Raw genomic sequence first — 24,103 nt, 5'->3', positions numbered from 1 at the left:
ATAAAAAAGGTCATCCCATTTGAGTAGAATGACCTTTTCTACGGGTGCAGGTATCTATTTGTATAGCTCCTTACCCACTTCATAATATTTATCACCCTCTACCCAAAACGGGGTTTCTTTCATATTGCCGATGCTCCTGCCAGCAAAAACATAAGCCCTGTAGAAAGTATAGAGGTAATCCATGTCGATGGTGTCAAATTCATCTGAAGGCTGATGATAAGTTCTTAGCACCTGCTCATCGAAAGCATCCACTCCCATACCAAAGCTTGGCGCGGGAATCCCTTTTTTAGCAAAGCTGACGTTATCAGAGCGGTCAAAAAGCCCTTGTTCTTTGTAGTTGGCATCATCTCCGGCCGTGAGCCCGTAGGACTCTATGGCCGTTACCAGCAGCCCCTGCGCGGTGGTTCTGTCCAGCCCGATCACCGTGGCCATGGAGGTGTTATTGTATCCACCATTGTCGCTGTTGAAGCAAAAAACAATGTCGCTGAGTGGTAGTGGGCTGTGGTCTACAAACCACTGACTTCCCAGCAGCCCCTTCTCTTCGCCACAAAACATCACAAAGAGCGAGGATCGTTTGGTCGGATACATGGCTAGGTTTTTGGCAGCTTCCAGTACAGTTACAGTACCCACAGCATTGTCGCGAGTGCCATTGTAGATGTCGTCCCCGGTGCTATCCGCTCTACCTACACCCACATGGTCGTAATGTGCACTGAAAGTGACATAATCCTTTTTCAGCACAGGGTCCGTGCCTTCTACATACCCCACCACATTTTGTGACACAAAGCGTTCCACTCCAGCACCTGCCATTTTGATATCCAGTTTCGAGGTATTCGCAAATGATGGGGAAGCTTCTCTATTGGCATTATTCAGCCAGATACCTGCAAATTCATCGCGCTCATCCTCTATGCCATCATCCAGAATGACCTGGTCGCGGCTCAGATAATTGACCAGTAGCTGCCAGGGAATTTGGGGAGAATTGTATAGCTCTATCAGCCCCAAAGCACCGGCTTCTTTTGCGTTGGCTCTCTTCTCTCTGGACATGGCAAACCAGGCTCGTGGGCTCTGCTCTTCCCCATCACCTGTGTTGGCAACGACTATCTTTCCTTTCACATCAGCTTTTTCAAGCTCTTCTGTGGTGGCATAATCAAGAAAAGCAATCTCTCCATTCCATTCCAAATTCCCACCACTGATCAGCAGATAGTCCACACCAATGGTGAAGGTAGCTGAATCCAGCGTGATGGTACCAGTCTGAGGTTTTTTAATTTTCTTCATAGACACAGGCTGAAAATAATCTGGAAATTCTGCGAACGGCTTTACACCATAAAGCTCCAGTTGTGTTCTGAGGTACTCTGCCGCAATGTCCAACTCGGGAGAAGGGGTATCCCTTCCTTTCAGGGCATCTGAAGACATAAATTTGAGATGTGCCTGGATGCTGGCTTTGCTCACCGTTTTCTCAGTGATTTTTTTGTCCTTTTGACCAAAAGCCATGGTGCAAGACAAGAGTACGATCAGATATAAAACTTTTCTCATAGATGAATGCTTTATGATTTAAATAATGAACGCCCAATTTAGAAGAACACTCTTTCTCCCGCAAGGAGTTTTTATGTCAGTGGTTCTTCTTTAGTCATCAAGTAGATATTTGGGGGCCGCAGTTGTGGTTGAATAATCGGGGTTGGTATGGAATGGCATGGTTACATCCATTAGGGCCACCCTGAGGCTATTCCAAAGCATATTGAAGAATCCTTTGTTTTGATACCTCACAAAATAGATTTCACCCTCCTGATAGCCCATGGTGTCGTCCGGGTGGTTGTTGCTGTTAAGGATCATGTTGCCAAAGATGCTTTTCAACCAAACCTTGTCCCTGTTTTGGTCATAGACTTTGACCTTGAGGTCTGAATACTCCATGATCATCTTTCCTTTGGCCGAGTACTCGTCACCTCGAAAATCGAAAGTCATGCCATGGAGCTGCCCCGAAGCCTCCACCCCTGTGAGAGGGGCAAGTGTCTGATTGATAAAAGTGATGGGCATGGCACCGAGTGTTCCCGAGACAGAAAACTCTTGACGGTCCGAACCCATATCCAATAAGATAGTTGTTTTGAGGGCGCCTTTTCCCATAAAATCAGATTGAATATCCAGAGTGGTGATGGCCTGCTTTTGGATTTCTTCAGGATCATTGGTCAGGTGATATCCCGACATGTAAACCTTATCAAAGAAGAGTTTGCCGGCATGGGGGAATACTACTGGGAGTTGCTCATATTGAATATAGCTGTTTTTAAGCCGGAGAGTATCCAGGGTGAAAATGAACGAGAGATCTCTTAGTAATCCTGCCAGCAGGGGTTTGGTCTCTGGCGGTGGTGCCGGTGGGGTTTTGTCCTTGAAGACATTGATTTGAAGGGCCTCAAGGAGGGTGCTTTCGGCTCGCACCTTGAGTGTTCTGTCTTCCATAAAGTCCCAAAGTAGTTTTTCTGCCGACAGTTTTTGAGCAAGCAACTCAACGCGCACTTTCTCATAGGGGTGCTTCTGCACAAAAGTGGATCTGGAGTCTACAGGCCTTAGGTGGATATTTTCTATAGAAAATGAGGTGTCACGGATATGAAGATTCTCCGCTGACAGGGTATAGTCCTCACCAGCCTTGACATAGAGCTGGCTCACTTTCGTTTCAGACTGATCAAAATCAAGCGGGAAGATATTATGGACGGTGCTGGTGTCTACAAAAATGCCAAACGCTGACAGATGGACCTTTTTCATAGCCAAAAGGGTATCAAAACTCCCCTTCTTCCGGACGACCAACGTACCTGCGCTGATCTCGAAATGCTCCACCTCTATCCGGTTAAAAAGATCTCGCACAAAGAGGTTGATTTCCTTTTTCTCCGTCCTGGAAGCCTGGAGGGTGGGCAGCACGATCCCGAGCAAAAGACTGTCTATGCTTAATTTTTCTACTTTGATTTTTTGACTGAGTAGAAGGTTCCAAAGACTAAATCCATGAATTGAGATTTGACGGGCCTCAGACCGAATATTGAGGTTAGCCTGATTCTCCGCACTATCTACCTGCACCCTGGGTTTTGTGAAGGTGATTTCCCCATTCAGGATGCTCAGCGTTACACTTTCATAAGTAACCTGCTCGCCCAGTAGCTTAGGGAGTTCCCTTTTGGCTATAGCCTCTACTAAAAAAGCAATGCCACTCAGGAGCACCAAAACGCCTAAAATAAGGAAGATTCTTTTTGTACTAAGCGAAATGGCCTTAGGCATAAGTGTATAACTGAAATCGGCCCGTCTGGTTAAATTTAAGTAGAGGGACTACTCCCCCTGGAATATTTTGATCACAGCCACTTCCCCTTCTTTTCGGTAGGCCCTGTACATTCCGCTGGTGTTGAAGGGCATGGCTACATTACCAAACCTGTCCATAGCGATCATGCCACCCAGAGCGTCCATTTTGGTGATCTTGTCCATCACCGTTTGAGCGGCTTCCTCCACAGATAAGTTTTTATATTCCATCAGTGCCGACACGTCGTGCGCTGCGGCAGTGCGGATATAATACTCTCCATGTCCTGTGCCAGAAAACCCGCAGGTGTTATTATTGGCATAGGTGCCGGCTCCAATGACGGGAGAGTCCCCAATGCGGCCCCATTTTTTGTTGGTCATACCGCCGGTGGATGTTGCCGCGCAGATATTTCCCTGCCGGTCTACTGCCACGGCACCAACAGTTCCGTACTCTTTCTCTACTTTTTTGATAGCCTTGTCCAGTTGTGCCTTGCGTGGATCTGTACTGAAATAGCTGGGATCCACCAGTTCCAATCCACGCTCTTTGGCAAACTGTTCCGCTCCTTCGCGGGCCAGCATCACGTGTGGTGAATTGATCATGACCTGATAGGCCGCTAGAATGGGGTTTTTGACAGTTTTTACACCGGCCACAGCGCCGGCATTCAGGTCATCCCCACGCATGATACTGGCATCAAGTTCATTTTCTCCAGAGGCGGTGAAGACTGCTCCTACGCCGGCATTGAAGAGTGGCGAGTTTTCCATCACCACAATGGCGGCCTGAATGGCGTCACAACTTGATCCTCCATCTTCCAGAATGGTATAGGCGGCCTGAAGCGCCTCGTCGAGCTTGGCCCGATAGGCCACTTCGGTTACAGAATCCATGTTTTCTCTACTTACAGTGCCAGCACCACCATGAATAACAACTGCAATTTTACGTTTAACGGGCTCATTGGGAGTATTTTCAGCAGGTGTGGTGTTACATCCAGAAAGACAGGCTACTACGATCAGTAGAAATAAGTTCAGTTTGCAATTCACGAGGGAGTTCATAATTTTTTATCTACTTGGGTTGTGTTACTTTAGCGCTTATTTTTAGGTAAAATAAACAGAATTGAAGATATGGCTGAGAAGACGAAATATTCAGAGGACGAATTAAAGGAATTCGAAGAGTTGATTCATCAGAAGCTGGCAAAAGCGAGAGAAGAACTGAACATTTTGAAGGGTTCTTTGACACGAGATACCGATGAGGGTACGGATGCTACCCACGGTGCTGTGAAGACCCTGGAAGATGGGGCGGATACTGCAGAGAAAGAGCAATTGAGTACATTGGCCGGACGGCAGCAGAAGTTTATTAATAACCTTGAAAATGCGCTGATCAGAATCAAAAACGGCACCTATGGGGTTTGTGTGGATACTGGTAAGCTCATCAGCAAAGAGCGATTGAGAGCGGTGCCACACACCATGCATTCGATAGAGGCTAAGCTGAATGTGAAGAAATAATGGACTACCTCGCCAATCATATTGAGGCACTGGTCTTTTGCTCCCCAAAACCAATCACAGAAGATGAGATTCAGTCTTGTCTGAAGGAAATGTTCGAGGCAGATGTGCCTATGGAGGACATTAGTGGCGGGATCGCAAAGCTTAGTGAAAAATATGAAGATGAGCAGTTTTCCTTTGGTTTGGTGCAAAGTGGCGGTGGATATCAGTTTTTGACCAAACCGGCCTATCAGGCAAGTATCAGTATTTTGCTTAAGCAACAATCGAAGCGGCGACTCTCCAACTCAGCCATGGAAACACTCGCCATCATTGCGTATAAGCAGCCAGTCACCAAGACGGAAATTGAACAAATCCGTGGAGTAAACTGTGATTATGCAGTCAATAAATTGCTGGAAAAGGAGCTCATCGAAATCAAAGGCAAAGCAGAGACTATAGGTCGTCCGATGCTTTATGGCACCAACAATAAGTTTATGGACTACTTCGGTATTAACTCACTCAGGGACCTGCCCACACCGAAGGATTTTGTGCAGGAGGAAAACACTATAGGGAAGGAAGAAGAAGCATGAAAGGGAAAAAGCCAATAAAGCCAAAGACCGGAGGGCCAGTCAAGAAGGAATTGGGCTCCGCACCATTGGAGATACGACTGAATAAGTATATAGCCAACGCGGGCGTATGCTCACGACGGGAGGCAGATCAGCTCATAGCCGATGGCAAAGTGAAAGTGAATGGTGAAGTGGTGACCGAACTGGGCCGAAAGGTGCTGTCTACAGACAAGGTGGTGTACGGAGGCAAAACCCTGAAGACGGAAAAACTCCAGTACATTTTGCTGAATAAGCCTAATGATTACATCACCACTGTCACCGATACACACGACAGAAAGACCGTGATGAGCCTGCTCAAAGGAGCCTGTGATGAGCGAATCTATCCTGTAGGAAGGCTCGACCGGGCCACTACAGGTTTACTGCTGTTTACCAATGACGGTGATCTGGCCAAAAAACTCACCCACCCGTCTTATAAAATCAAGAAAATTTATCAGGTGACCCTGGACAAACCGATCACCAATCAGGATTTTGATGACATCCTGAAAGGGGTGAAGCTGGAGGATGGACTGGCGGTGCCGGATGAGATGGCCGTGGTTACTGATGATCGCATGGTGCTGGGTATAGAAATCCACATTGGCAAAAACCGTATAGTGAGGAGAATCTTCGAACACAAGGGCTATAAAGTGGTGAAGCTGGATCGGGTAATGTTCGGTACGCTGACCAAAAAGAACCTGACCCGTGGAAAATATCGCCACCTTGACCCCCGAGAGGTGGTTCAGCTCAAAAACCTCTCCGGAGGAAGAAAATAAAAAGGCTCTACCCTTATTTCAGGGTAGAGGCCAGTATTTCCAGATCTTTATTCATGATGACATGCACGGCGCTTTCGGGTCTCGAATCGAGCATGACCGTTTTGGTATACGCGCCCATTGACCCAAAGAAGTTGATACAGTCATCACTCACTTTATAAGTTTTGTTGGCAAAGTAAGATGACGAATAGTCGATGGTCTTCAGGTCCAATAGCTCTCCCGCCAAATTGATTTTCACAGCAAAAGCTTTTGTGTCGGTGTTGTTTTTTCCTGCTCTGTTCACACGTCCATCTAGTCCCTTGATCTCGTTGTAGTTGCCCACGATGATATAGGCCTGATCCACACTCACCACATCAGTGATGTCCCCTTTGTAGGACATTCGCTGCTGCCATTGCAGATCTCCATAGATGCTGTAGTTGGCCATGATCATCTCGGATTCGACCAACGGGTCGTCCAGATAGTCATTCCCTTTATAGGTTACAAAAAGGGTGTTGGTACGCTCATTGTAAGAAATAGTCCTCGGGAATTGATTGAGAATAAGTCTTCGGCTGTGTGTGATCACTCCCTTCTCATCCAGCATCAGCAAGTGGTTGATCCGGATGCCGCTGGTATCCACGCCGTTCAGGATCACGGCCAGTCCTCCGGGCACGCTTTGGATGGCTCCTATGCGGGTATTGGCATCTAACCCGGCAGCACTGTCAATTTTTAACAGATAGTCATTGTACCAGCCTACAGTCTGCTCTTTGGTGATGCCTGCCACAAAGGCCTGTGTTTTATTTTCCTTAGTGTTCTTGAAGATTCCCGCTATAAAGGCGGACCCATCAAAGTTCTCTATGCGATGAGAGGTGATAGGGGCCGCGGTAAGAAGATCATTATCCACCGGGACGCTTCTGAAAAGTGGGATGTCCAATTTTTTGTACTTCACTTTCTTGATCACCGAATCCGTTTTGAGTATGGCATAGAGCTCGTTTTGGATATTGGCCACATAGTTGCTCACATCATTTTTATTGTTTTGGCGCTCGGTAGTGATGAGCTGAGTAATTCCCGAAGGACCATTGTAGTTGGTCTTGATAAAGTCGGAGTATTTACTCAAAGAGGCAGCGGTATTGGTCCTTCTGATGTCGCTGAGCACACTATCTGCTTCTTTAATTCTGTTCACCATTTGGCCGTAGAGATAGAGCTTGCGCTCTACATCCACTTCCGTGTCCGCCCCGAGTTTTTCGCTGAGCAGCTGCTGGTAGATGAGGTCATGCTTTTTTTCTTTGAAGATAAAGATGGGCTCGATCACCGAGGAGAGGTCGTATTTCCTGAGGGTAAAAAGCACTTCTTTGGATACTTTGAGGGGCTCAAATTCCTCCCTGATAAAGTCTGGTTTAGCCTCTTCGATTCGTTTGTTGAGTCTGAGGTTTTCAGCCATCAGGTCTTCTCTGAGCTTGTCTATTTCTGCATGAATAATCTCCCGTGTGGTGTCCACCCACGAGGCATAGTCCCAAACCTGAATTTTTGGTTGCAGAAAGTTGATTTTAGATTCCAAACCATCCAGACGATAGACCTTGATGGGCTTGGCTGTCATGGTCTGATTATACCCCACATCAAAACTGGCCGTGGCGGCTTTGTATTCCTCCCAGTATTGTAGACACTCCAGGTAATCCTTTTTGATATCTCCGAAGGTCTTGTCTACCTCAGCATCATAGAGGAGGTACAGGTCTTTGAAGGTGGGATATTTACCTAAAATGCCGGTAAAAGCTTTGTGCGCCCGGTCATAACTACTGAAGCTTCGCGTAAACTTGTCATAGATGACTGGCACATTGTCTATAAAGGACTGAAGTTCCACTTTTACCCTGGCCATATGGTTACTAATGGTGTCAAAACCCACTGTGACTCTCCCTTTGTCATCGAGCTTGCCAAAGTTGAAAAAGTACTCCTGATTCTTGCGGACCTCTTTTTCACTGATAAACTGTTCTGTACGCTGATAGGCCTTAAGTGCCTCCCGGGCATTGCCTACTTTATAGGCAAAGTCCTTGATGGGATCACTCTCCCTGTATCTTTTCTCGTAAATCACAGCCATCTGGAGGTAGATACTTGAGTTGTCTGGTTGTTCGGCCAGATAGATTTTTAGCTGAGCCAGTGCACCACTGGGTGGCAGGGCTAATATTCTGGGGAGTACTTCTTCATATTTCTCCAGTTTTTGTGAAAGCCCCGGAAGGGCGGCACCTGCTAGGAAGAGGATGAATGCTAATTTCTTCATGGTCATTCTCATTATATGGCTAGGATTTTCAATACTAAACGTCTGTTTTGAGCTTTGTTTTCCTCAGTGTCGTTGGGCACTATGGGCTGGCTTTCGCCGTAGCCCTTGGCAACAAACCGATCGCTGGGGATATTCTTTTCTATCAGAAACTTCACGGCACTCTGAGCCCTTCTGTTGGACAAGGCGGCGTTATAAGCGGCCGAGCCCACATCATCGGTATGTGCGGCTATTTCCACTTTCATCCCGGGGTTTTGTTTCATGAGCTCTACTACCCGCTCCAGTTCCGCAAAGGAGACTTCATTGAGCTGATCAGAATTCGACTCAAAAAGTATTTCTTTTAGTGTGAGATTAGCGCCAACCAATAGCGGCTGGAGGTTCATTTGGATTTTGGCAGAGCCACCTTCTCCGATCACCGATACGCCCCCTACGGCATCATCTCCAGAGGAGATTTCTGTTCCGCCGGGCTTCACATCTATCACCGTACTGTTGAATGCATAGCCCTGATCGCTTGTGGCCTCTATTTCATACCTGTCTCCCACACGGAGGGCCACGGTTTCATTACCACTCACCTCGATCACTTCATCCCGGTTGCGGTTTCTGATCCGTACTTTCGAGCGTATCTTTCCATTGTTGACCAGGTCTGCCACGTTGATTTCTATGTTGCGTTTGTGCGGAAGCATCTCCACATCTCTGATAAACTCAGGGTAGACTACCAGATCGGATACATCGAGGGTAAAAAATTTGCTGTCAAAATTCTCTTTGTCCACAATGATTTCATAGACCTTACCAAGTGGCAGATCCAGCGTAATACGGCCATCAGGGTTATTTTCCAGCTGCATCAGGAAGTTTGCTGCTCCTGGTTCCTTTACTTTGATGTTGGCCTGAATGGGTTCAAAAAGATCACCATCATAAATATTGAGGTTCAGGTTGGCGGTGTTGTACAGTTGTATATCCTGATCAATTTCCTTGTATTCATGTTCGTTGCTCAGGTCAAAGAACAGCGACTTGGAGGTGTAGCCTTTCTTTTTGATTTCTATGTTATAGTTGCTGCCTACGGCCAGTACTACGGTATAGCGCCCGTCATTGGGGTTGTTGGACAGGGTCATGATCTCCCCGGAGGTAAATGCATCCGACACCACGATTTCCGCGGCTATACCGGCACCATTCTTTCCGTCTGTGATGTAGCCCTGGATAATGATGTTTTTGAACTGCCTGAGCTGTGGTGGTATTTCCACAGAATTGATCTCACTGGCATCATACACATAGTACAACAGGTCCCCCTGGGCTGAAATGGAAGAAAACTGATCGGCTACTTTGGTATTTACAAACTCCAGTGCCACCGGAGGTTTCCAGTCACCTATGGGAGTGAGCTGAGTCTGGTAGAGGTCAAAATCCCCGCGTCCACCGAGTCGGTTGGAGGCAAAGATCAGGGTCTTGTTGTCAGCCATAATCCGTGGGGCCTTCTCACAGTCTTTGTTGATAGGGTAAGGAAGGAGTTCCGGCTGCCCCCAGGTACCATCCTTCTTTTTCTTGGAAAGGTAGAGGCTGAAGCATGCTTTATTTTCCCAGAGCTTAGCCAGGTCTTTGTCTTGTAAGACATTATAATTTTGTCGCACAAAGTACATGGTTTTTCCATCGGCAGAAATGGAGGGGAAACCTTCATACCCTGAGGAATTGATCGGTTCACCTATGTTTTTTGGCTCGGTCCAGGTTTCCCCATCACGAATAGAGTAGTAGATGTCCTCACTGCCGAACCCACCCCTGAATGAAGCAAAGAAGAAAAGCATGTTTCCATCAAAGGAGATACTGGGACCACCGATGAGGTCAGTGGAGTCTCCAAAGTTATTGATCGGATCTATGGGCTTTGGGTCCGACCATTTGCCATTGACCAGCCGGGAGTCGAAGAGTTCATATTTCCCCCTTCGGTTAGATTCCAAAATCATGGTACGCCCATCCGCCGAAATGGAGGGAGCATATTCTATTTTATTGCTGTTCAGTTCCGGAATGGCCTTTGCCGTACTCCTATAGTAGTTAATGGTATCGGCATAGGTCTTGAGCGTGTCAGGGACTTGAGCCTGAGCAGCCCATGTGATTAACAAAAGCAGCACAAATAATGAATGCCTTATCTTCAGCATAGTTGTTTCATTTTTATTTTCCTAACATGACAAAAGCGCCCCAATAGTAAGGCTCTTTGAATTCTTTTCGTACTTCGGCTATTGCCGCATTGAAGGCCTCCAGTTTGGTCTGCCCTCCGAACCAATTTCGATAGAAAGCACTCATCAGAAGCTGGGTAGTCTGATCGTTCACTTTCCATAAGCTCATCACCAGATTATCTGCACCAGCTACGATGAATGACCGTTGAAGGCCATAAACACCCTCACCATTTTTCACTTCGCCCAGTCCTGTCTCACAGGCTGACATTACCACCAGCTGGGTGTTGTCCAGGTTGAGGTTCATCACTTCATATGCCGTCAGGATTCCATCTTCTTCGCCTGGCAGGTCTTCATTTTTTACCGTGTTTTGAGCTCCAGCCAGGAGCAACCCCGACCTGAGCAGCGGATTGAATTTGGCATTTCTGCTGGTAAGCCCGCCCGCTTCGTCATCCACCTTAATGTCCTCCAGAAAGAAACCATGTGTAGCGATGTGTAAAATCTTGGGACTCGATATTTTTTTGATTTGATCCTCGGTGGCAGCTTCCGCCAAAAAAGATTCAAAAGTCCAGCTGCTGGTTTCCACAATTTGGCCAATCTCCTCTATCTCCTTCAGCGTGCCTGGGAGTTCAGAGATAGTGGATCCAAAGCTACGCTCCATATCCTTAGGACTGAGCAGGCCTCCACTATTGTTTTTGGCCTGACTGGAAATGTAATATTTTGGGAAACCAAACATGACGGCATCATTCTTCGTCCCCTCCGTAGAGGTCATTTCCAGCAGCTCACGGGTGTTGCTGAGCAGGCGCACCTTGTAGCGGTCTATGAGATACTCTTTCTTTTCCGGATTGTACAGGGTGGCAATGTTTACTTTATTGATCACCCCATCAGCGGAGAGGAAGACTCTTTTTACGGAGCTGTCTATTTTGTCATCAAAGGGTTTCCAGAAAGTGGCATAAGAGCGTTCATCCTGTATTTTATAAATAATCGAATTCTTATAGGTTTTGAAGCCTTTGTCTTCCATTTGAAGGCCATTGGCACTCACCACCAGCTCGGGGATGGCCCCCTCATCACTGCGGAGAATTAGCCCGATGTATAGCACTGAGTCTTGCTTCATCTTCTTCTTGATTCGGATCATCTCTATGGCAGCTTCGTCTGATGATAGTTGCTCCTGAATGCGCTTCCATGTTGGAGCTTCTGTTTCAAAGGCCCCCGCAAATGAGGAGGATTTGAGTGAAAGCTGCTTTTCCTTTTCATTGGATTCCGCCTCCATGTCCGCAATTTTGATATTGCTCAGTTCAAGCTCTTCTTTACTCATGCTGTAAGCCTTGACAATATTTTCTTTCAGACCTACCCAGTCGTTGAACAGGGTAATGAGGTCAGTATCTCCACTGGACAGTATGGTGTTTCGCACCTTATTGGTGGCGTTGAGCAGAAGTGCTTTAGTGGAAAGCTGAAGGTTGTACATGCTGCCAATGAGGGTGTCCTGATCACTTTGAGTCCCTTTGTTCAACAGACAGAACTCCACCGCATAGTCCAGATAGCTATCAAATACGGGCTTTATTTTCCCATAGAAAGCACTCTTTTCACTTTCGCTCAGTGCGGGGAAGTATTGATTGATAAAATCAAGATACCGTTCGGTCACCCGGAGATAGAGCGGCCGAGCCCCCTCAAAGTCCCCGGTTTTGTGCTTTATGGAGGCCAGCCCATACAGGGAGTAGGCATAGTCGGGATGATTGGGGCCGAGAATCGACAGACGTATATCCACTACCTGCTGATAATAGGTGAGTGCCTGGTCATAATGCTCCAGTTCCTGCTCCAGCGTGGCCAGGTTATAAAGGGTACTGGCATAAGACGGATGGTTGGTCCCGAAAACCTTCTCATCTATATCCAATGCTTTTTGGTAGAGTGTTTTGGCCTGGTCATATTCCTCATTTTCCTTGTAAATAGAGGCCAGGTTGTGCAGGGTCTTGGAATACAAAGGATGATTGGTTCCCAAAATGGCTTCATCAATCACGAGTACTTCTTCCAGTAGAGCTTTGGCCCTGTCATAGTCTTCCTCCATCTGATAGAGGGTTGCCAGATTCTCCAGAGCGGTAGCATACTCTGGATTCATCTTCCCTATTTGAGTTTGGTAGGTTTCCAGAGATTGCTCAAACAGTGGCTTAGCTGCGTCAAGGTTGCCCATTTTCTGGTAAAGCAGGGCAAGGTTATTAATGACAGAGGCATAGAAGATATGTTGCGTACCATAGCTGGTTTCATAAATACTCCTGGCTTCCTTTAAGTATTTTTCAGCGTCACCGTATTCGGCCAGTTGTTTTTTCACCGTACCCAGATTGGCCAGGGTATAGGCCAGCGAAGGATCTCTTGTAGGCAGAATTTTTTCTTTGATTGACTTGATTTCACTCAGTACCTGTCCTGCTTCGGTATATCGGGCAGTATTGAGGTACAGTAGCCCCAGGTTTTCATAGGTGGTGAGATAGTCCCTATTTTCCTTGCCATAGGCCTGGCGCTTGATCTCTTCGGCGATTTTCAGATAATACTCTGCAGTGTAGTAGCTGCCTTCAAGCTGGAGCAGGGACGAATAGTTGGCGGCTACAGTAGCATATTCGGGGTGACTCTCGCCATAGGTCTGCCTGAAGATTGGGAGCACTTCCAGATAGAGTTTGCCTGCTTGCTGATACGCTCCCAGCTGGGTATATACTCCTGCGAGCGTGTTTTTCACAAAAGCCGTTTGCAGGGCATCCGACCCGAAAAGTGTAATGCTCTCCTGGAGAGCCTCTTCGGCGATGTTTCGGGCTTCGGTATACTTTGCTTCTGAGGTTAAGATTTTCGCCTTCTGGTTATATAGGGCGTAAAGACGACTTTTCATTCCCTTTTCGCGAGCTACTTCCAGCGCCAGGTCTATTTTTTGGGTAGCTCCGGTGATGTCTCCATCTGTGAGCAAAAGACCACTCAGGCTTTCCAGGGCATTTACATAAGTGAGGTCACCAGGCAGCCGAGAAGTATAAAGTTCCATGACCAATTCGAGTTTTTCCTTTGCCGTGGCCAGTTCGCCGTTCCTGATGAGCAGGTTGCTGTAGTTGGTCAATGTGCTGGCGTAGGATGCCGGGTTGGTTTCCTGCTCCGCTTCTTTTTGTAATACCAGCTCCTCGATTAGTTCTGTAGCTCTACCAAACTGCCCGGTTTTCTGAAGGTCAATCGTGAGGTTATTGAGTGCGATGGAGTATTCCTCGCTATTTTGTTCACCCAGATCGGTGAAATTCTCAATGGCCAACTCGTACTGACCAACGGCCTCAGAGAATCTTCCGAGCTGGTCCAGAGCATCTCCCACTTTGATTAGCATACTGCCATATTCGAAGTTGGGGGTGCCTTCATTGTAATAGTCCACCAGTTCCACAAAGAGTGCAAGGGCTTTTTCATACTCTCCGTTTTCTGAAAGCAATGAGCCATAGTTGTAAATGATGTTGAAATACTCCGGTCCCACTTCTTCATAAGTATTCATGACCCGCTGTGAGCTTTCAAAAAGCGTTCTTGCCGCTTCATCTTCCTTCAGTTGAAACTTGGCAATGGCCAGATTGCCCTTTGCAGCTGCTACTTCGTAGCTGTCTTCGCTGTTATATTCGAGGGTGAGGTCAAGAGCTTCTGAAAGCAGCGGGTCCGCAGCTCCGTACTCACTGCGTGCCATACGGATCACTGCCAGGTTTTGAAGAGCATTGGCATAATTCATATCCCTGTTTTCTCCCAACGCGATCAACAACTCCACTTCTTCTTTGGCGTATGAGAGGGCTGCTGCATCTTCTCCCAGGTCATAACAGACGATTGAGAGTTGCCGCAGAATGACGGTTTGGTTTTTCGAAGCCTTGGTTTCGGAGGATTTGATTTGCTCGAGAGCTCTTTCGGCAGCCAGACGTGCTTCAGCAGATTGGTAGTTGTTGTAAAAGTCCACAGACTGCTGGTAGGATGCCGCCCAGTCTTGGGCAAAGCACAGCGATGTGGTCAGAAAAAATATCAGGCCAAGGGATAGTCTTTTCAAAATTGGAGTCAGGTTGGTAATTCTCAGTATGAAGATAGAAAAATCTAAGTCTTCTGGTGAGTCATTGAGGAGATGATTTAGTGAAATACCTCCTTTGAGGTATCAGAAAAGAGAATTTTAAGGCGAAACCGGTGAAAGAGGATGCCGGTAGGCTAAGCATCAAAGAATTTAGTATGCATGCATACTAAATTAAGAACCTTTTATTATCTTCGAGGAAACAAAAAAACCCTGACTTGAAGGCCAGGGTTTTTAAGTGGTGCTGAGTGGGCTCGAACCACCGACTCACGGATTTTCAGTCCGATGCTCTACCAGCTGAGCTACAGCACCGCTTTAAAGAGCTGCAAAGCTAGAGAATCTTTTAAAACGAGCAAAAATATTTTTATTTAAATAGCAACAGATTTTAACCCCATGCAAATGATTCCACAACTGGCCTTTGTGGCTGTCCTTTTATTCTTCGGATTTTTCCTGTTTCGGCGCATAGCTCGAATCAGGAAAAACATCCTTCTGGGCAGACCGGAAACAATAAACGATCAAAAAGGCGCCCGTCTGAAAACCCTGCTCCTTGTGGCCTTTGGCCAGAAGAAAATGTTCAAGCGGTTGCTTCCTGCGTTCCTTCACCTGCTCATTTATGTAGGATTCATCCTTATCAATATTGAAGTACTGGAGATTATTTTAGATGGGCTCCTGGGGACGCATCGATTGTTTGCTCCGTTTGTCGGCGATTTTTATACATTTTTGATTTCGTTTTTCGAGGTGCTCGCTGTACTCGTGATCTTTGCCTGTGTGGTTTTTCTGATCAGGAGAAATATTCTGAAAATCAATCGGTTCCACAAAATAGAAATGAAGGGGTGGCCCACATTGGATGCCAACCTGATTTTGGTCATTGAGGTTGTCCTTATGGTGGCCATTTTATCTATGAATGCAGCCGATCAGGTATTGCAGGCCCGGGGAGTGGATCATTATACCGTCACCGGCTCCTTTGTAGTGAGTAGCATGATGATGCCCATTTTTGATGGACTGTCGGATGGCGGCCTGATCATGGTGGAGCGATCAGCCTGGTGGTTCCATATTGTGGGCATACTGGCTTTTGCTGTGTATGTGACCTACTCCAAGCATCTGCACATTTTCATGGCCTTCCCCAATACCTACTACAGCAAACTCACTGCAAAAGGTAAGATGAACAACATGGAGGAGATCACCAACGAGGTGAAAATCATGCTAGGCATGAGTACTGGAGCGGAGGCTGCCCCACCACCTGAGGGGATGAAATTTGGAGCCAAAGATGTAAATGACCTGAGCTGGAAGAGCCTGATGGACGCCTATGCCTGTACAGAGTGCGGCAGATGTACCTCAGAGTGTCCGGCCAATCTGACCGGCAAGAAGCTCTCGCCCCGAAAAATCATGATGGATACCCGTGATCGCCTGGAGGATGTGGGCTTGTCTTTGCAAAAGGGAGGTGAAGGTCTGAACGATGGTAAATCCCTGCTGGGAGACTACATCACTAAAGAAGAGATCAATGCCTGCACCAACTGCAATGCCTGCGTGGAAGCTTGTCCTATTACCATTAACCCACTGGACATCATTTTACAATTGCGGAGGTATGTGGCCATGGAAGAATCCGGAGCACCCCAGTCCTGGAATATGATGTTTCAAAATGTGGAGACCAATTTTGCGCCATGGAAATTTCCTCCAACCGATCGGTTTAAGTGGGCTGAAGACCTGAAAGAAAAATAAACGACCAGAAAGAATAACTGACATTGACCAATGACTGAAGAAATCAACATACCAACAATGGCCGAGATGGTCGCAAAGGGAGAATCTCCTGAAGTGCTTTTTTGGGTAGGCTGCGCCGGCTCCTTCGACGACCGGTACAAAAGCGTCACCCTGGCATTTGTGAAGATTCTCAATAAAGTAGGGGTGAAATTTGCCGTTTTGGGCCCTGAGGAGACTTGCACAGGAGATCCGGCCAGACGTGCCGGGAATGAGTTTTTGTTTCAGATGCAGGCCATGGCCAACATTCAGGTGCTGGATGGATATGAGGTGAAGAAAATAGTAACGGCCTGCCCTCATTGCTTCAATACCCTTAAGAATGAGTACCCCGACCTTGGCGGAAACTATGACGTCATTCATCATTCCCAATACCTACAGGAGCTGATCAATAGTGGGAAGGTCACACTAAAAGGTGGCGGAGAGTTTAAAGGCCGCAAAATCACCTACCATGATTCTTGTTTTCTGGGCCGGGCCAATAAAGTTTATGAAGCACCCAGAAAAGTGCTGGAGGCTCTGGACGCCGAGCTGGTAGAAATGAAGCGATGCAAAACCAAAGGGCTCTGCTGTGGAGCCGGGGGTGCCCAAATGTTTAAAGATGCCGAGCCAGGCAAAAAGGAGATCAATATAGAGCGAACCGAGGAGGCGCTTGAAACCGGAGCTACTACTATCGCCGTAGCTTGTCCGTTTTGTATGACCATGATGTCTGATGGAGTGAAAGACAAAGAGCGCGAGTCTGAGGTGAAAGTTCAGGATTTGGCGGAACTCATTGCAGAGGCAGAGGGTTTAAATGGCTAAGTTTGTGGAATTATGATAGCAATAGACGAGATGCCAGATCACGCCAGGATCTGGGTATACCAGGCGGACAGACCATTTAGTGAAGAAGAGCGGGTATTGATTGACAGGAGTTTTGAAGCTTTCACAGGTCAATGGGCAGCCCATGGCAACAAGCTGATGGCTACTTACGGGATACAACACAATCAATTTATCGTACTAGCGGTAGATGAGTCTTACAATCAGGCCAGTGGCTGTAGTATAGATGCTTCAGTGCAGGTGATCCGGCAGATCGAACAGCATACAGGGTTGAGTCTGCTGGACCGAACCAAGGTGGCTTTTCTGGAAGAAGGCAAGGTAAAAATCAAACCTTTTAATCAACTGAAAGCGGCGGTAGAGGCCGGCGAGATCCGAAAGGAAACCACTGTTTTCAATAATACGGTACAAAACGCAAGCGAATGGAGGACTCAGTGGGCAGTACCTGCGCAGGCGTCCTGGTTGAGTCGATATTTTTCTTAGGGCTTTGGCGAAATACTTTGTTGTAGAGGGGAAAGATTATTTTGCGCAAATTTTTCGTTAGTTTAACGAATGATCCAAGTGGTGTACGTATGAAGCAAGTTTTCTATGCATTGATCCTCCTTATAATGGCGCAGTCCTGTACGCAGCGGGTGGCTCAAAAGAGTTTTGAAAAAGGATATTATGATCGGGCAATAGAGCTTTACAAGAAGAGCCTTGATCCCCAGGATGCTCATCAAAATTTCATGCTGGGTGAGTCATACCGCAAATCCAACAGACTTCAGGAAGCAGCGCCTTATTATTCTGCTGCTCGGAGGGCCGGGTCCAGGGAGCCCGGATTGCCCTATTATCTGGCCAGGTCTCTCAAGGCCAATAAGCAATATGAGGAAGCTGAGAAAATCCTTCGTGATTTTTTGACCAAAGCAGGAGGTGATTCCAATTTTAAGGCCTTGGCGCAGGTGGAGTTGGATAATCTGACGAAAATAGACGTCCTGCAAGCTGAGACCAATTATTTCAGAATCAAAAACCTGGATGAGCTCAATACAAAGTTTGCAGAGTACTCGCCGGTCTACCACAATGGCTTTTTATACTTCACCTCCAACAGGGAAGGCGGCAAGATCTACGGGGCCACAGGCACTCCTTTTACGGACATCTATCGGGTGCAATCCAAGGGCGCCAACATTAACATAAGGACTTTGAAAGCCCTGGATCCGGTGATCAATCACTCAGACACCAATGAAGGATCCATTGCCATTTCATCAGACGGAACCTCCATCATCTTTGCCAAAGGGAATACTGGCAAGGCCACCGGAAACACGGAGGTCAACTTATTTTTCACAAGGTACAGAAACTCAAACTGGTCAGAGCCCAGACCTATCAGCGTCAACGATCCGGATGCCTGGGATTCCACCCCTGCACTCACTCCTGATGGCACCACACTGTATTTTTCAAGTACCCGTCCTGGAGGATTTGGCGGGGCGGACATCTACTCGGCACAGCTGAACAGGCGCGGTAGATGGGTGGATGTACAAAACCTCGGCCCCGCGATCAATACTCCCGGGGATGAAATGTTTCCGTTTGTGTCAGAGGATGGTAGACTCTACTTTTCTTCCAATGGGCACCCCGGATTTGGTAACCTTGACCTATTTGTGGCAACCAGAGTTCGCGGAAATATTACCATCGAAAACCTTGGGGAACCTATGAACTCCGCTGCAGATGACTTTGGCCTCCACCAGTTTGACCTGACCAGAGGGTTTTTCTCATCCAACAGGCCGGGCGGAAAAGGTGACGATGATATCTACACATTCATCAATGAGGATCCCGACCTTAGGGTCGTGAATTATTTTCTCGTAGGCACTACCTATACCAATGATGATGGCAAGCATAAAATCGTGCTTCCAAATACCAAGGTTGCACTTCAGGCAGAAAATGGAGAGCTTCTCAGTGAGGCCTTTACAGGGGAGGATGGAAAGTTCAAATTCCGGGTATATGCTGAGGAGCGCTATAATCTTTTGGGTGAAAAAACGGATTATTTCACCACAAGGAAGGAATTTTCCACGGTGGGAAAATCGGTGGAAAAGGCTTCTCTGACGGAATTCATTACCAATGTGACTTTTCAGACGGAGATCATGATGGATCGAATTGTTTTGGAAAAGTCCATTGTGCTCAACAACATCTACTATGACCTGGATAAGGCCAATATACGACCGGATGCTGCCCTGGTGCTGGATAGCCTGGTTCAGATAATGAATGATAACCCTGACATTTTCATAGAATTGGGCTCCCATACGGATGCCAGGGCAGAGGACGATTACAATATGGACTTGTCGCAAAGGCGAGCAAAGTCTGCTGTGGAATACATTATTCGGCAGGGAATATCTGCAGATCGGATAGTGGCCAAGGGGTATGGTGAGAGCAAATTACTCATCCCCAATGCTGTCACAGAAGAGCAGCATCAGCAAAACCGTAGGACTGAGTTCAAAGTCTTGAGGTATAATCCTAAGAAGAATGAGGACAATCTGCCACCTGTAGAGAATCAGGATGAGTATGATCGGTTCTTTGATGATTCTGAAGGAGACTGATATTTTAAGGTTTAACCTCTAATTTAGCTCTGTGTCGAGCCATCTCAGATTTTTTTTCGCTACCCGGGAAAGTCTTCATCTGGGACTGATTTTTACCTGCAACAGCCTGCTATTTGGTAATTGGATTACCAGAATTCCTGACATGAAGGATACCATTGGTCTTACTGATGGTGAGCTTGGCCTTGCGTTGTTGGGCGCACCCATCGGGGCAATGTGCATTATGCCCATATCCGGATGGGTGATTGCCAGATTTGACCTGGGCAGAACCTTAGTGATCAGTGGCTTGGCACACGTGATTTCTTTGCCACTACTGGCCCTTTCGGGTTCGTTTTGGGGGCTGGCCATTGCGCTGTTCTTTTTTGGATTCACCAATGCCATTATGGATATTTCCATGAACGCAACGGCTGCTGTGATCGAGCGGAAGCACAAACGAGCCATTATGTCTACCTGTCATGGAATGTGGAGCCTGGGTGGAATGGCCGGAGCTGCTGTGGGTAGCATTGTTGCAGGGCTTGGTACAAGCACTCTGCCGCATCTCGGGCTTGTGGGAGGTATTGTTTTCGTTATGATCCTGCTGTTGTCAGACACCTTATACCATATGAAAGAATCCCGGAATGCAGGGGATAAGGTGTTTGCCTGGCCCAGAGGCCCACTTTTGATGCTTGCTTTCATGGCGTTTTGCATCCTACTAAGTGAAGGCGCCATAGCAGACTGGAGTGCGGTATACATGCGGGATGTGGTGCTGGCTGATGCTTACCTCGTGGGGATGGCTTATGCCGGATTCTCCATGCTGATGGCCATTGGTCGGTTAACGGGGGATTCGATCATTCCCGGGTTGGGAAAGAAGTCCGTAGTGTTTTATGGTTCACTTCTGTCGGTGATCGGCCTTTGCGTTGCGATTTTTTTTGAGTCGCAGGTTTTGGTGATTGTCGGGTTTTCCATTACGGGGCTTGGGTACTCCTGCATAGTGCCGGTCCTTTTCATTTCAGGCGCCAATCAGCCAGGGTATACGGCTGGTACTGGTATTGCAGCGGTGACTACCCTGGGTTATGCCGGGTTCTTGGTAGGCCCCCCGCTGATAGGCCTTCTGGCCGAAGCGTACAGTCTTACTGTGGGGATGTTGTTCGTGCTTTTTTGTACTTTGATGGTAACGTTGCTTTCACTTACCATTAAGTTCAGATGATTTGTTTTTCTTTGCCAAAAAAATTTTCATGTCTGATCGATACGCTAAAAGGGGAGTTTCTGCCACCAAAGATGATGTACATGCGGCCATCAAAAATGTAGACAAGGGGCTTTTCCCTCAGGCTTTCTGCAAAATAGTACCGGATCTCCTCACCAAAGACGAAGACTACTGCGCCATCATGCATGCCGACGGAGCAGGTACTAAATCTTCATTGGCCTATATGTACTGGAAGGAAACCGGCGACCTTTCGGTTTGGAAGGGGATTGCTCAGGATGCTGTGATCATGAATACCGATGATCTGCTCTGCGTCGGGTGTGTGGAAAATATCCTGCTTTCATCCACGATCGGGCGTAATAAGAACCTGATCCCCGGAGAGGTCATTTCCGCGATCATCAATGGTACCGAGGAGGTGCTCCAGATGCTCCGCGACCAGGGGATCGATATTATTTCTACCGGTGGAGAAACCGCAGATGTAGGAGATTTGGTGCGTACCATCATAGTGGACAGCACAGTTACGGCCCGGATGAAACGCAGTGCAGTCATCAGCAATGACGGCATCCGACCGGGTGACGTGATCGTAGGCTTGTCGTCCTATGGTCAGGCGAGTTATGAGTCTGAATACAATGGCGGGATGGGCAGTAATGGCCTGACTTCCGCCAGGCATGATGTTTTTGATAAGGTTTACAGAGATAAGTACCGTGAGGCATATGATCCCGCTGTGGATCAGGAGCTTGTATTTTCAGGAAGTAAGAAACTCACTGATTCTGTGGAGGGCAGTCCATTGAATGCCGGGAAACTGGTGCTTAGCCCTACCAGAACCTACGCCCCTATCGTGAAGAAAATATTGACCGAACTACCGGGTAAAGTACACGGCATGGTACACTGTAGCGGCGGAGCCCAGACCAAGGTACTTCATTTTGTGAAAGGGCTGAAAATTATCAAAGACACCCTCTTTGAAATTCCGCCACTATTCAGACTGATACAGGAGGAAAGCGGCACCGACTGGAAAGAAATGTACCAGGTTTTCAACATGGGCCACAGATATGAGGTATACCTCCCCCAGGAGTATGCTCAGGAAGTAATTGACATCTCCAAGTCTTTCCATGTGGATGCACAAATAGTGGGAAGAGTAGAGGCTGCTGAGCAGAAAGAAGTTTTGATCCAATCCCCGGAAGGAAGTTATACATATCACTAAACTTGTCATCGATGTTACCCCTTTCTACCCTTGAAAATGATGTAATCCGATTGAGCCCGCTTGAAAGTGGAGACTTGAAGAAGTTAACCCATCTGGTTTCTGACTCCTCACTTTGGACCTATTTTCCGTATGATCTGGCTGAGGAATCTGTCTTTGAAAGCTGGATGGAAAGCAGGATTACCCTTATGAATGAGGGCAAGTGGCTACCGCATGTAGTCTATCACAAGCCAAGCGGAAAATATGCAGGACTGACTTGTTATCTCAGCATAGATGAACCCAACAAGGTCATCGAAGTGGGAGGTACCTGGTATGGATCGGAATTTCATGGTACCGAGGTAAACCCCAACTGCAAGCTTCTAATGATGACCCACGCTTTCGAAACCCTGGGCTTTTACCGGGTGGAATACAAGACAGATGTGCTCAACGTGCGCTCCCGAAGAGCGATAGAGAAATTGGGAGCAAAGGAGGACGGGATACTCCGGAGCAACAGAATCGTGGCCAAAGGGAGAAGAAGAGATACAATTTATTACAGCATTTTGAAGGATGAGTGGCCGCAGGTTAAAGCAAATTTGGAAAAGAGAATAGCTACTTATCGATGATCGTTTCAAAGCCAATTACCAAAACGTTAACGGCGCTGAGTATTTTCCTGATCCTGATTTTCGGATCATTTTTTATGCTTTTAAATAGCCTGCTGTCTGGAGACTCCTATTTTATTTTCAAGCTGATTCTCGCCCCATTGACCTTGGTCATAGGTTTACTGGTGCTGGGAAAGTTACTCGCGGCCATAAAAATCGTGAAGATTGGAGATAATCGGATCGCAGTTTTTTATCCATTTACCCGAATGAAAGTGGACATCAAAGTGCCGGACATTTTGGGTTGGCGCGAGGAGGTGATTAAGACCAAAAACGGGGAATTCAGAGAAGTAAAAATCCTGTATACAAAAAAGAAGATCCTTAAGCTTTCCAACAGGGAGAATACGGAATATGACGCAGTAGTGAAGTACCTGAAGAAAAAGGTGAAGAAGTGAGGTTATTTGAGGGGGACTATGATTCTCCTTAGCCATAACTCAAGGGCTTCCTCTGAGGTATTTCCATTTGCCAGGTTCAAAATTTCCATGACTACATCTGCCTCGGAGACTTCCACATAATGTTGATTTAAAATCAGGAAGGTCACACCTACCACAAAGCCTGTTCTTTTGTTTCCGTCCAGAAATGGATGATTACGAACAATACCATACATATAGCTGGCGGCACATTGAGTGATGCTTCCATTTTCATATGCAAACACATTTTTCGGACGTGCCAAAGCAGATTCCAACAGGGCATTATCTCTGATGCCTGGAAGACCCCCATGTCTTGAAATTTGTTCATTGTGGATGGCGTGAACCACAGGCTCACTTACCCATCTAAATTCACTTGGCGAGCTCATTTAATGAGTTTCTGAAGTCGTCCATTACTTTCCTTGCCGCATTCATTTGATCTTCAAACTCAGGATCGTAGGCAGTTATTTCTACTCCATGCGCCGTTTCAATAAAGGAAACCGTGTCGCCTTTTTTCACATGTAGCTTGGCCTGGATAGACTTTGGGAGAACTATTCCAACGGATGAGCCGACGGTAGTTACTTTAGATTTTTCCATATGTTTATAATATAGATTATAATACGAAGATAAGAAAGGTGAGGTTCGTTTAAAATGTGATTCAATAAAAAGCGTCCTCTATGTGCTCCACCCTGCTTCCCGTGATCGAAATAATATCAAAGCGGATATCCTTTTGCCAGTTGATGGCAAAAATGTAATCCTCTGCGGCCTGAATGATGAGTCGCTCTTGCTTGCGACTCACAAAGGTTTCCGGATCCCCATAGGCGTCTCCTTTCCTGAGCTTTACCTCAACGAAAACAAGCACCTCATTATTCAGGAGGGTGATCAGGTCAATTTCTCCTTTGCGGAAGCGGTAGTTCCTTTCCACGATTTCAAATCCCTTCTTACGGAGGTAAGAAACCGCCAAATCTTCCCCATATTTGCCCTTATTTTTAGTATCCATCAAAAGCTACAACA

General features: G+C 46.9%; 20 protein-coding genes and 1 tRNA gene. 11 read left to right on the top strand and 10 right to left on the bottom strand.

Annotation, left to right across the window (positions count from 1 at the left end; all coding sequences use genetic code 11):
• Positions 1 to 54 precede the first annotated feature (54 nt).
• The 3 genes from ACHKAR_RS07095 to ACHKAR_RS07085 all read right to left on the bottom strand — a co-directional run bounded on the left by ACHKAR_RS07095 (position 55) and on the right by ACHKAR_RS07085 (position 4,308).
• Entirely contained in the window at positions 55 to 1,530 is a 1,476-nt protein-coding gene (locus ACHKAR_RS07095; RefSeq protein WP_395416760.1) for a M28 family peptidase, read from the bottom strand.
• Between the two features lie 90 nt (positions 1,531 to 1,620).
• Positions 1,621 to 3,249 carry a hypothetical protein gene (locus ACHKAR_RS07090; protein ID WP_395416759.1) on the bottom strand — a complete coding sequence of 543 codons (1,629 nt, stop codon included), beginning with the start codon at positions 3,247 to 3,249 and terminating at the stop codon, positions 1,621 to 1,623.
• Positions 3,250 to 3,297: 48 nt separating this feature from the next.
• Entirely contained in the window at positions 3,298 to 4,308 is a 1,011-nt protein-coding gene (locus ACHKAR_RS07085) for an isoaspartyl peptidase/L-asparaginase family protein (RefSeq protein WP_395416758.1), read from the bottom strand.
• Between the two features lie 69 nt (positions 4,309 to 4,377).
• Here ACHKAR_RS07085 and ACHKAR_RS07080 point away from each other — a divergent pair, with 69 nt between their 5' ends.
• Genes ACHKAR_RS07080 through ACHKAR_RS07070 form a run of 3 tightly spaced genes read left to right on the top strand, consistent with a single transcriptional unit; the run spans position 4,378 to position 6,106 of the window.
• Complete coding sequence (locus tag ACHKAR_RS07080) at positions 4,378 to 4,758, top strand: TraR/DksA family transcriptional regulator (RefSeq protein ID WP_159585477.1); 381 nt, start codon at positions 4,378 to 4,380, stop codon at positions 4,756 to 4,758.
• Positions 4,758 to 5,321: an SMC-Scp complex subunit ScpB gene (gene scpB, locus ACHKAR_RS07075; protein WP_159585479.1), complete on the top strand. Its 564-nt coding sequence runs from the start codon at positions 4,758 to 4,760 to the stop codon at positions 5,319 to 5,321. The genes ACHKAR_RS07080 and scpB overlap by 1 nt, the downstream gene beginning before the upstream one ends.
• Positions 5,318 to 6,106 carry a pseudouridine synthase gene (locus ACHKAR_RS07070; protein WP_395416757.1) on the top strand — a complete coding sequence of 263 codons (789 nt, stop codon included), beginning with the start codon at positions 5,318 to 5,320 and terminating at the stop codon, positions 6,104 to 6,106. The genes scpB and ACHKAR_RS07070 overlap by 4 nt, the downstream gene beginning before the upstream one ends.
• A 13-nt stretch (positions 6,107 to 6,119) precedes the next feature.
• Here ACHKAR_RS07070 and ACHKAR_RS07065 read toward each other — a convergent pair whose 3' ends face one another.
• The 4 genes from ACHKAR_RS07065 to ACHKAR_RS07050 all read right to left on the bottom strand — a co-directional run bounded on the left by ACHKAR_RS07065 (position 6,120) and on the right by ACHKAR_RS07050 (position 14,861).
• Positions 6,120 to 8,351, bottom strand: coding sequence for a hypothetical protein (locus tag ACHKAR_RS07065; RefSeq protein WP_395416756.1), 2,232 nt, complete (start codon positions 8,349 to 8,351; stop codon positions 6,120 to 6,122).
• A gap of 11 nt (positions 8,352 to 8,362) precedes the next feature.
• Positions 8,363 to 10,486, bottom strand: a complete 2,124-nt coding sequence (locus ACHKAR_RS07060; protein WP_395416755.1) for an OmpA family protein — start codon at positions 10,484 to 10,486, stop codon at positions 8,363 to 8,365.
• Positions 10,487 to 10,499: 13 nt separating this feature from the next.
• Positions 10,500 to 14,534, bottom strand: a complete 4,035-nt coding sequence (locus tag ACHKAR_RS07055) for a tetratricopeptide repeat protein (RefSeq protein WP_395416754.1) — start codon at positions 14,532 to 14,534, stop codon at positions 10,500 to 10,502.
• Between the two features lie 254 nt (positions 14,535 to 14,788).
• A tRNA-Phe gene (locus ACHKAR_RS07050) sits at positions 14,789 to 14,861 on the bottom strand.
• 81 nt (positions 14,862 to 14,942) lie between these two features.
• On the opposite strand from ACHKAR_RS07050, the gene ACHKAR_RS07045 reads away from it, so the two are divergent.
• The 8 genes from ACHKAR_RS07045 (at position 14,943) to ACHKAR_RS07010 (ending at position 23,077) form a co-directional block, all read left to right on the top strand.
• Complete coding sequence (locus ACHKAR_RS07045; protein WP_395416753.1) at positions 14,943 to 16,268, top strand: 4Fe-4S dicluster domain-containing protein; 1,326 nt, start codon at positions 14,943 to 14,945, stop codon at positions 16,266 to 16,268.
• A 30-nt stretch (positions 16,269 to 16,298) separates the two neighbouring features.
• Positions 16,299 to 17,099, top strand: a complete 801-nt coding sequence (locus ACHKAR_RS07040; protein WP_395416752.1) for a (Fe-S)-binding protein — start codon at positions 16,299 to 16,301, stop codon at positions 17,097 to 17,099.
• Between the two features lie 12 nt (positions 17,100 to 17,111).
• Positions 17,112 to 17,594, top strand: a complete 483-nt coding sequence (locus ACHKAR_RS07035) for a hypothetical protein (RefSeq protein ID WP_159585493.1) — start codon at positions 17,112 to 17,114, stop codon at positions 17,592 to 17,594.
• Positions 17,595 to 17,683: 89 nt separating this feature from the next.
• Positions 17,684 to 19,672: an OmpA family protein gene (locus tag ACHKAR_RS07030; RefSeq protein ID WP_395416751.1), complete on the top strand. Its 1,989-nt coding sequence runs from the start codon at positions 17,684 to 17,686 to the stop codon at positions 19,670 to 19,672.
• A 31-nt stretch (positions 19,673 to 19,703) separates the two neighbouring features.
• Positions 19,704 to 20,855, top strand: a complete 1,152-nt coding sequence (locus ACHKAR_RS07025) for an MFS transporter (RefSeq protein WP_395416750.1) — start codon at positions 19,704 to 19,706, stop codon at positions 20,853 to 20,855.
• Between the two features lie 28 nt (positions 20,856 to 20,883).
• The gene (locus ACHKAR_RS07020) at positions 20,884 to 22,050 is read left to right on the top strand and encodes an AIR synthase related protein (RefSeq protein WP_395416749.1); all 1,167 of its coding nucleotides are present in this window, start codon (positions 20,884 to 20,886) and stop codon (positions 22,048 to 22,050) included.
• A gap of 11 nt (positions 22,051 to 22,061) precedes the next feature.
• Positions 22,062 to 22,649: a GNAT family N-acetyltransferase gene (locus tag ACHKAR_RS07015; protein WP_395416748.1), complete on the top strand. Its 588-nt coding sequence runs from the start codon at positions 22,062 to 22,064 to the stop codon at positions 22,647 to 22,649.
• Entirely contained in the window at positions 22,646 to 23,077 is a 432-nt protein-coding gene (locus tag ACHKAR_RS07010; protein ID WP_395416747.1) for a hypothetical protein, read from the top strand. The genes ACHKAR_RS07015 and ACHKAR_RS07010 overlap by 4 nt, the downstream gene beginning before the upstream one ends.
• 2 nt (positions 23,078 to 23,079) lie before the next feature.
• Here the strand turns inward: ACHKAR_RS07010 and ACHKAR_RS07005 are convergent, their stop codons facing one another.
• From ACHKAR_RS07005 to ACHKAR_RS06995, 3 genes are all read right to left on the bottom strand, one after another.
• Positions 23,080 to 23,478: a type II toxin-antitoxin system death-on-curing family toxin gene (locus ACHKAR_RS07005; RefSeq protein WP_159585503.1), complete on the bottom strand. Its 399-nt coding sequence runs from the start codon at positions 23,476 to 23,478 to the stop codon at positions 23,080 to 23,082.
• The gene (locus ACHKAR_RS07000; RefSeq protein ID WP_159585505.1) at positions 23,462 to 23,686 is read right to left on the bottom strand and encodes an AbrB/MazE/SpoVT family DNA-binding domain-containing protein; all 225 of its coding nucleotides are present in this window, start codon (positions 23,684 to 23,686) and stop codon (positions 23,462 to 23,464) included. The genes ACHKAR_RS07005 and ACHKAR_RS07000 overlap by 17 nt, the downstream gene beginning before the upstream one ends.
• A gap of 61 nt (positions 23,687 to 23,747) precedes the next feature.
• Positions 23,748 to 24,089 carry a YraN family protein gene (locus ACHKAR_RS06995; protein ID WP_395416746.1) on the bottom strand — a complete coding sequence of 114 codons (342 nt, stop codon included), beginning with the start codon at positions 24,087 to 24,089 and terminating at the stop codon, positions 23,748 to 23,750.
• Between the last annotated feature and the right edge of the window lie 14 nt (positions 24,090 to 24,103).

Source organism: Marinoscillum luteum (assembly GCF_044005705.1).
Classification (GTDB): Bacteria; Bacteroidota; Bacteroidia; order Cytophagales; family Cyclobacteriaceae; genus Marinoscillum; species Marinoscillum luteum.
This window is presented reverse-complemented; position numbering and strand designations above follow the sequence as displayed.

Coding starts and splice junctions, on each gene's coding strand:
- ACHKAR_RS07080 (WP_159585477.1), top strand. CDS start 4,378: ATGGCTGAGAAGACGAAATATTCAGAGGACGAATTAAAGGAATTCGAA.
- ACHKAR_RS07000 (WP_159585505.1), bottom strand. CDS start 23,686: ATGGAAAAATCTAAAGTAACTACCGTCGGCTCATCCGTTGGAATAGTT.
- ACHKAR_RS07045 (WP_395416753.1), top strand. CDS start 14,943: ATGCAAATGATTCCACAACTGGCCTTTGTGGCTGTCCTTTTATTCTTC.
- ACHKAR_RS06995 (WP_395416746.1), bottom strand. CDS start 24,089: ATGGATACTAAAAATAAGGGCAAATATGGGGAAGATTTGGCGGTTTCT.
- ACHKAR_RS07095 (WP_395416760.1), bottom strand. CDS start 1,530: ATGAGAAAAGTTTTATATCTGATCGTACTCTTGTCTTGCACCATGGCT.
- ACHKAR_RS07085 (WP_395416758.1), bottom strand. CDS start 4,308: ATGAACTCCCTCGTGAATTGCAAACTGAACTTATTTCTACTGATCGTA.
- ACHKAR_RS07010 (WP_395416747.1), top strand. CDS start 22,646: ATGATCGTTTCAAAGCCAATTACCAAAACGTTAACGGCGCTGAGTATT.
- ACHKAR_RS07030 (WP_395416751.1), top strand. CDS start 17,684: ATGAAGCAAGTTTTCTATGCATTGATCCTCCTTATAATGGCGCAGTCC.
- ACHKAR_RS07040 (WP_395416752.1), top strand. CDS start 16,299: ATGACTGAAGAAATCAACATACCAACAATGGCCGAGATGGTCGCAAAG.
- ACHKAR_RS07065 (WP_395416756.1), bottom strand. CDS start 8,351: ATGAAGAAATTAGCATTCATCCTCTTCCTAGCAGGTGCCGCCCTTCCG.
- scpB (WP_159585479.1), top strand. CDS start 4,758: ATGGACTACCTCGCCAATCATATTGAGGCACTGGTCTTTTGCTCCCCA.
- ACHKAR_RS07005 (WP_159585503.1), bottom strand. CDS start 23,478: ATGAGCTCGCCAAGTGAATTTAGATGGGTAAGTGAGCCTGTGGTTCAC.
- ACHKAR_RS07090 (WP_395416759.1), bottom strand. CDS start 3,249: ATGCCTAAGGCCATTTCGCTTAGTACAAAAAGAATCTTCCTTATTTTA.
- ACHKAR_RS07035 (WP_159585493.1), top strand. CDS start 17,112: ATGATAGCAATAGACGAGATGCCAGATCACGCCAGGATCTGGGTATAC.
- ACHKAR_RS07060 (WP_395416755.1), bottom strand. CDS start 10,486: ATGCTGAAGATAAGGCATTCATTATTTGTGCTGCTTTTGTTAATCACA.
- ACHKAR_RS07070 (WP_395416757.1), top strand. CDS start 5,318: ATGAAAGGGAAAAAGCCAATAAAGCCAAAGACCGGAGGGCCAGTCAAG.
- ACHKAR_RS07015 (WP_395416748.1), top strand. CDS start 22,062: ATGTTACCCCTTTCTACCCTTGAAAATGATGTAATCCGATTGAGCCCG.
- ACHKAR_RS07020 (WP_395416749.1), top strand. CDS start 20,884: ATGTCTGATCGATACGCTAAAAGGGGAGTTTCTGCCACCAAAGATGAT.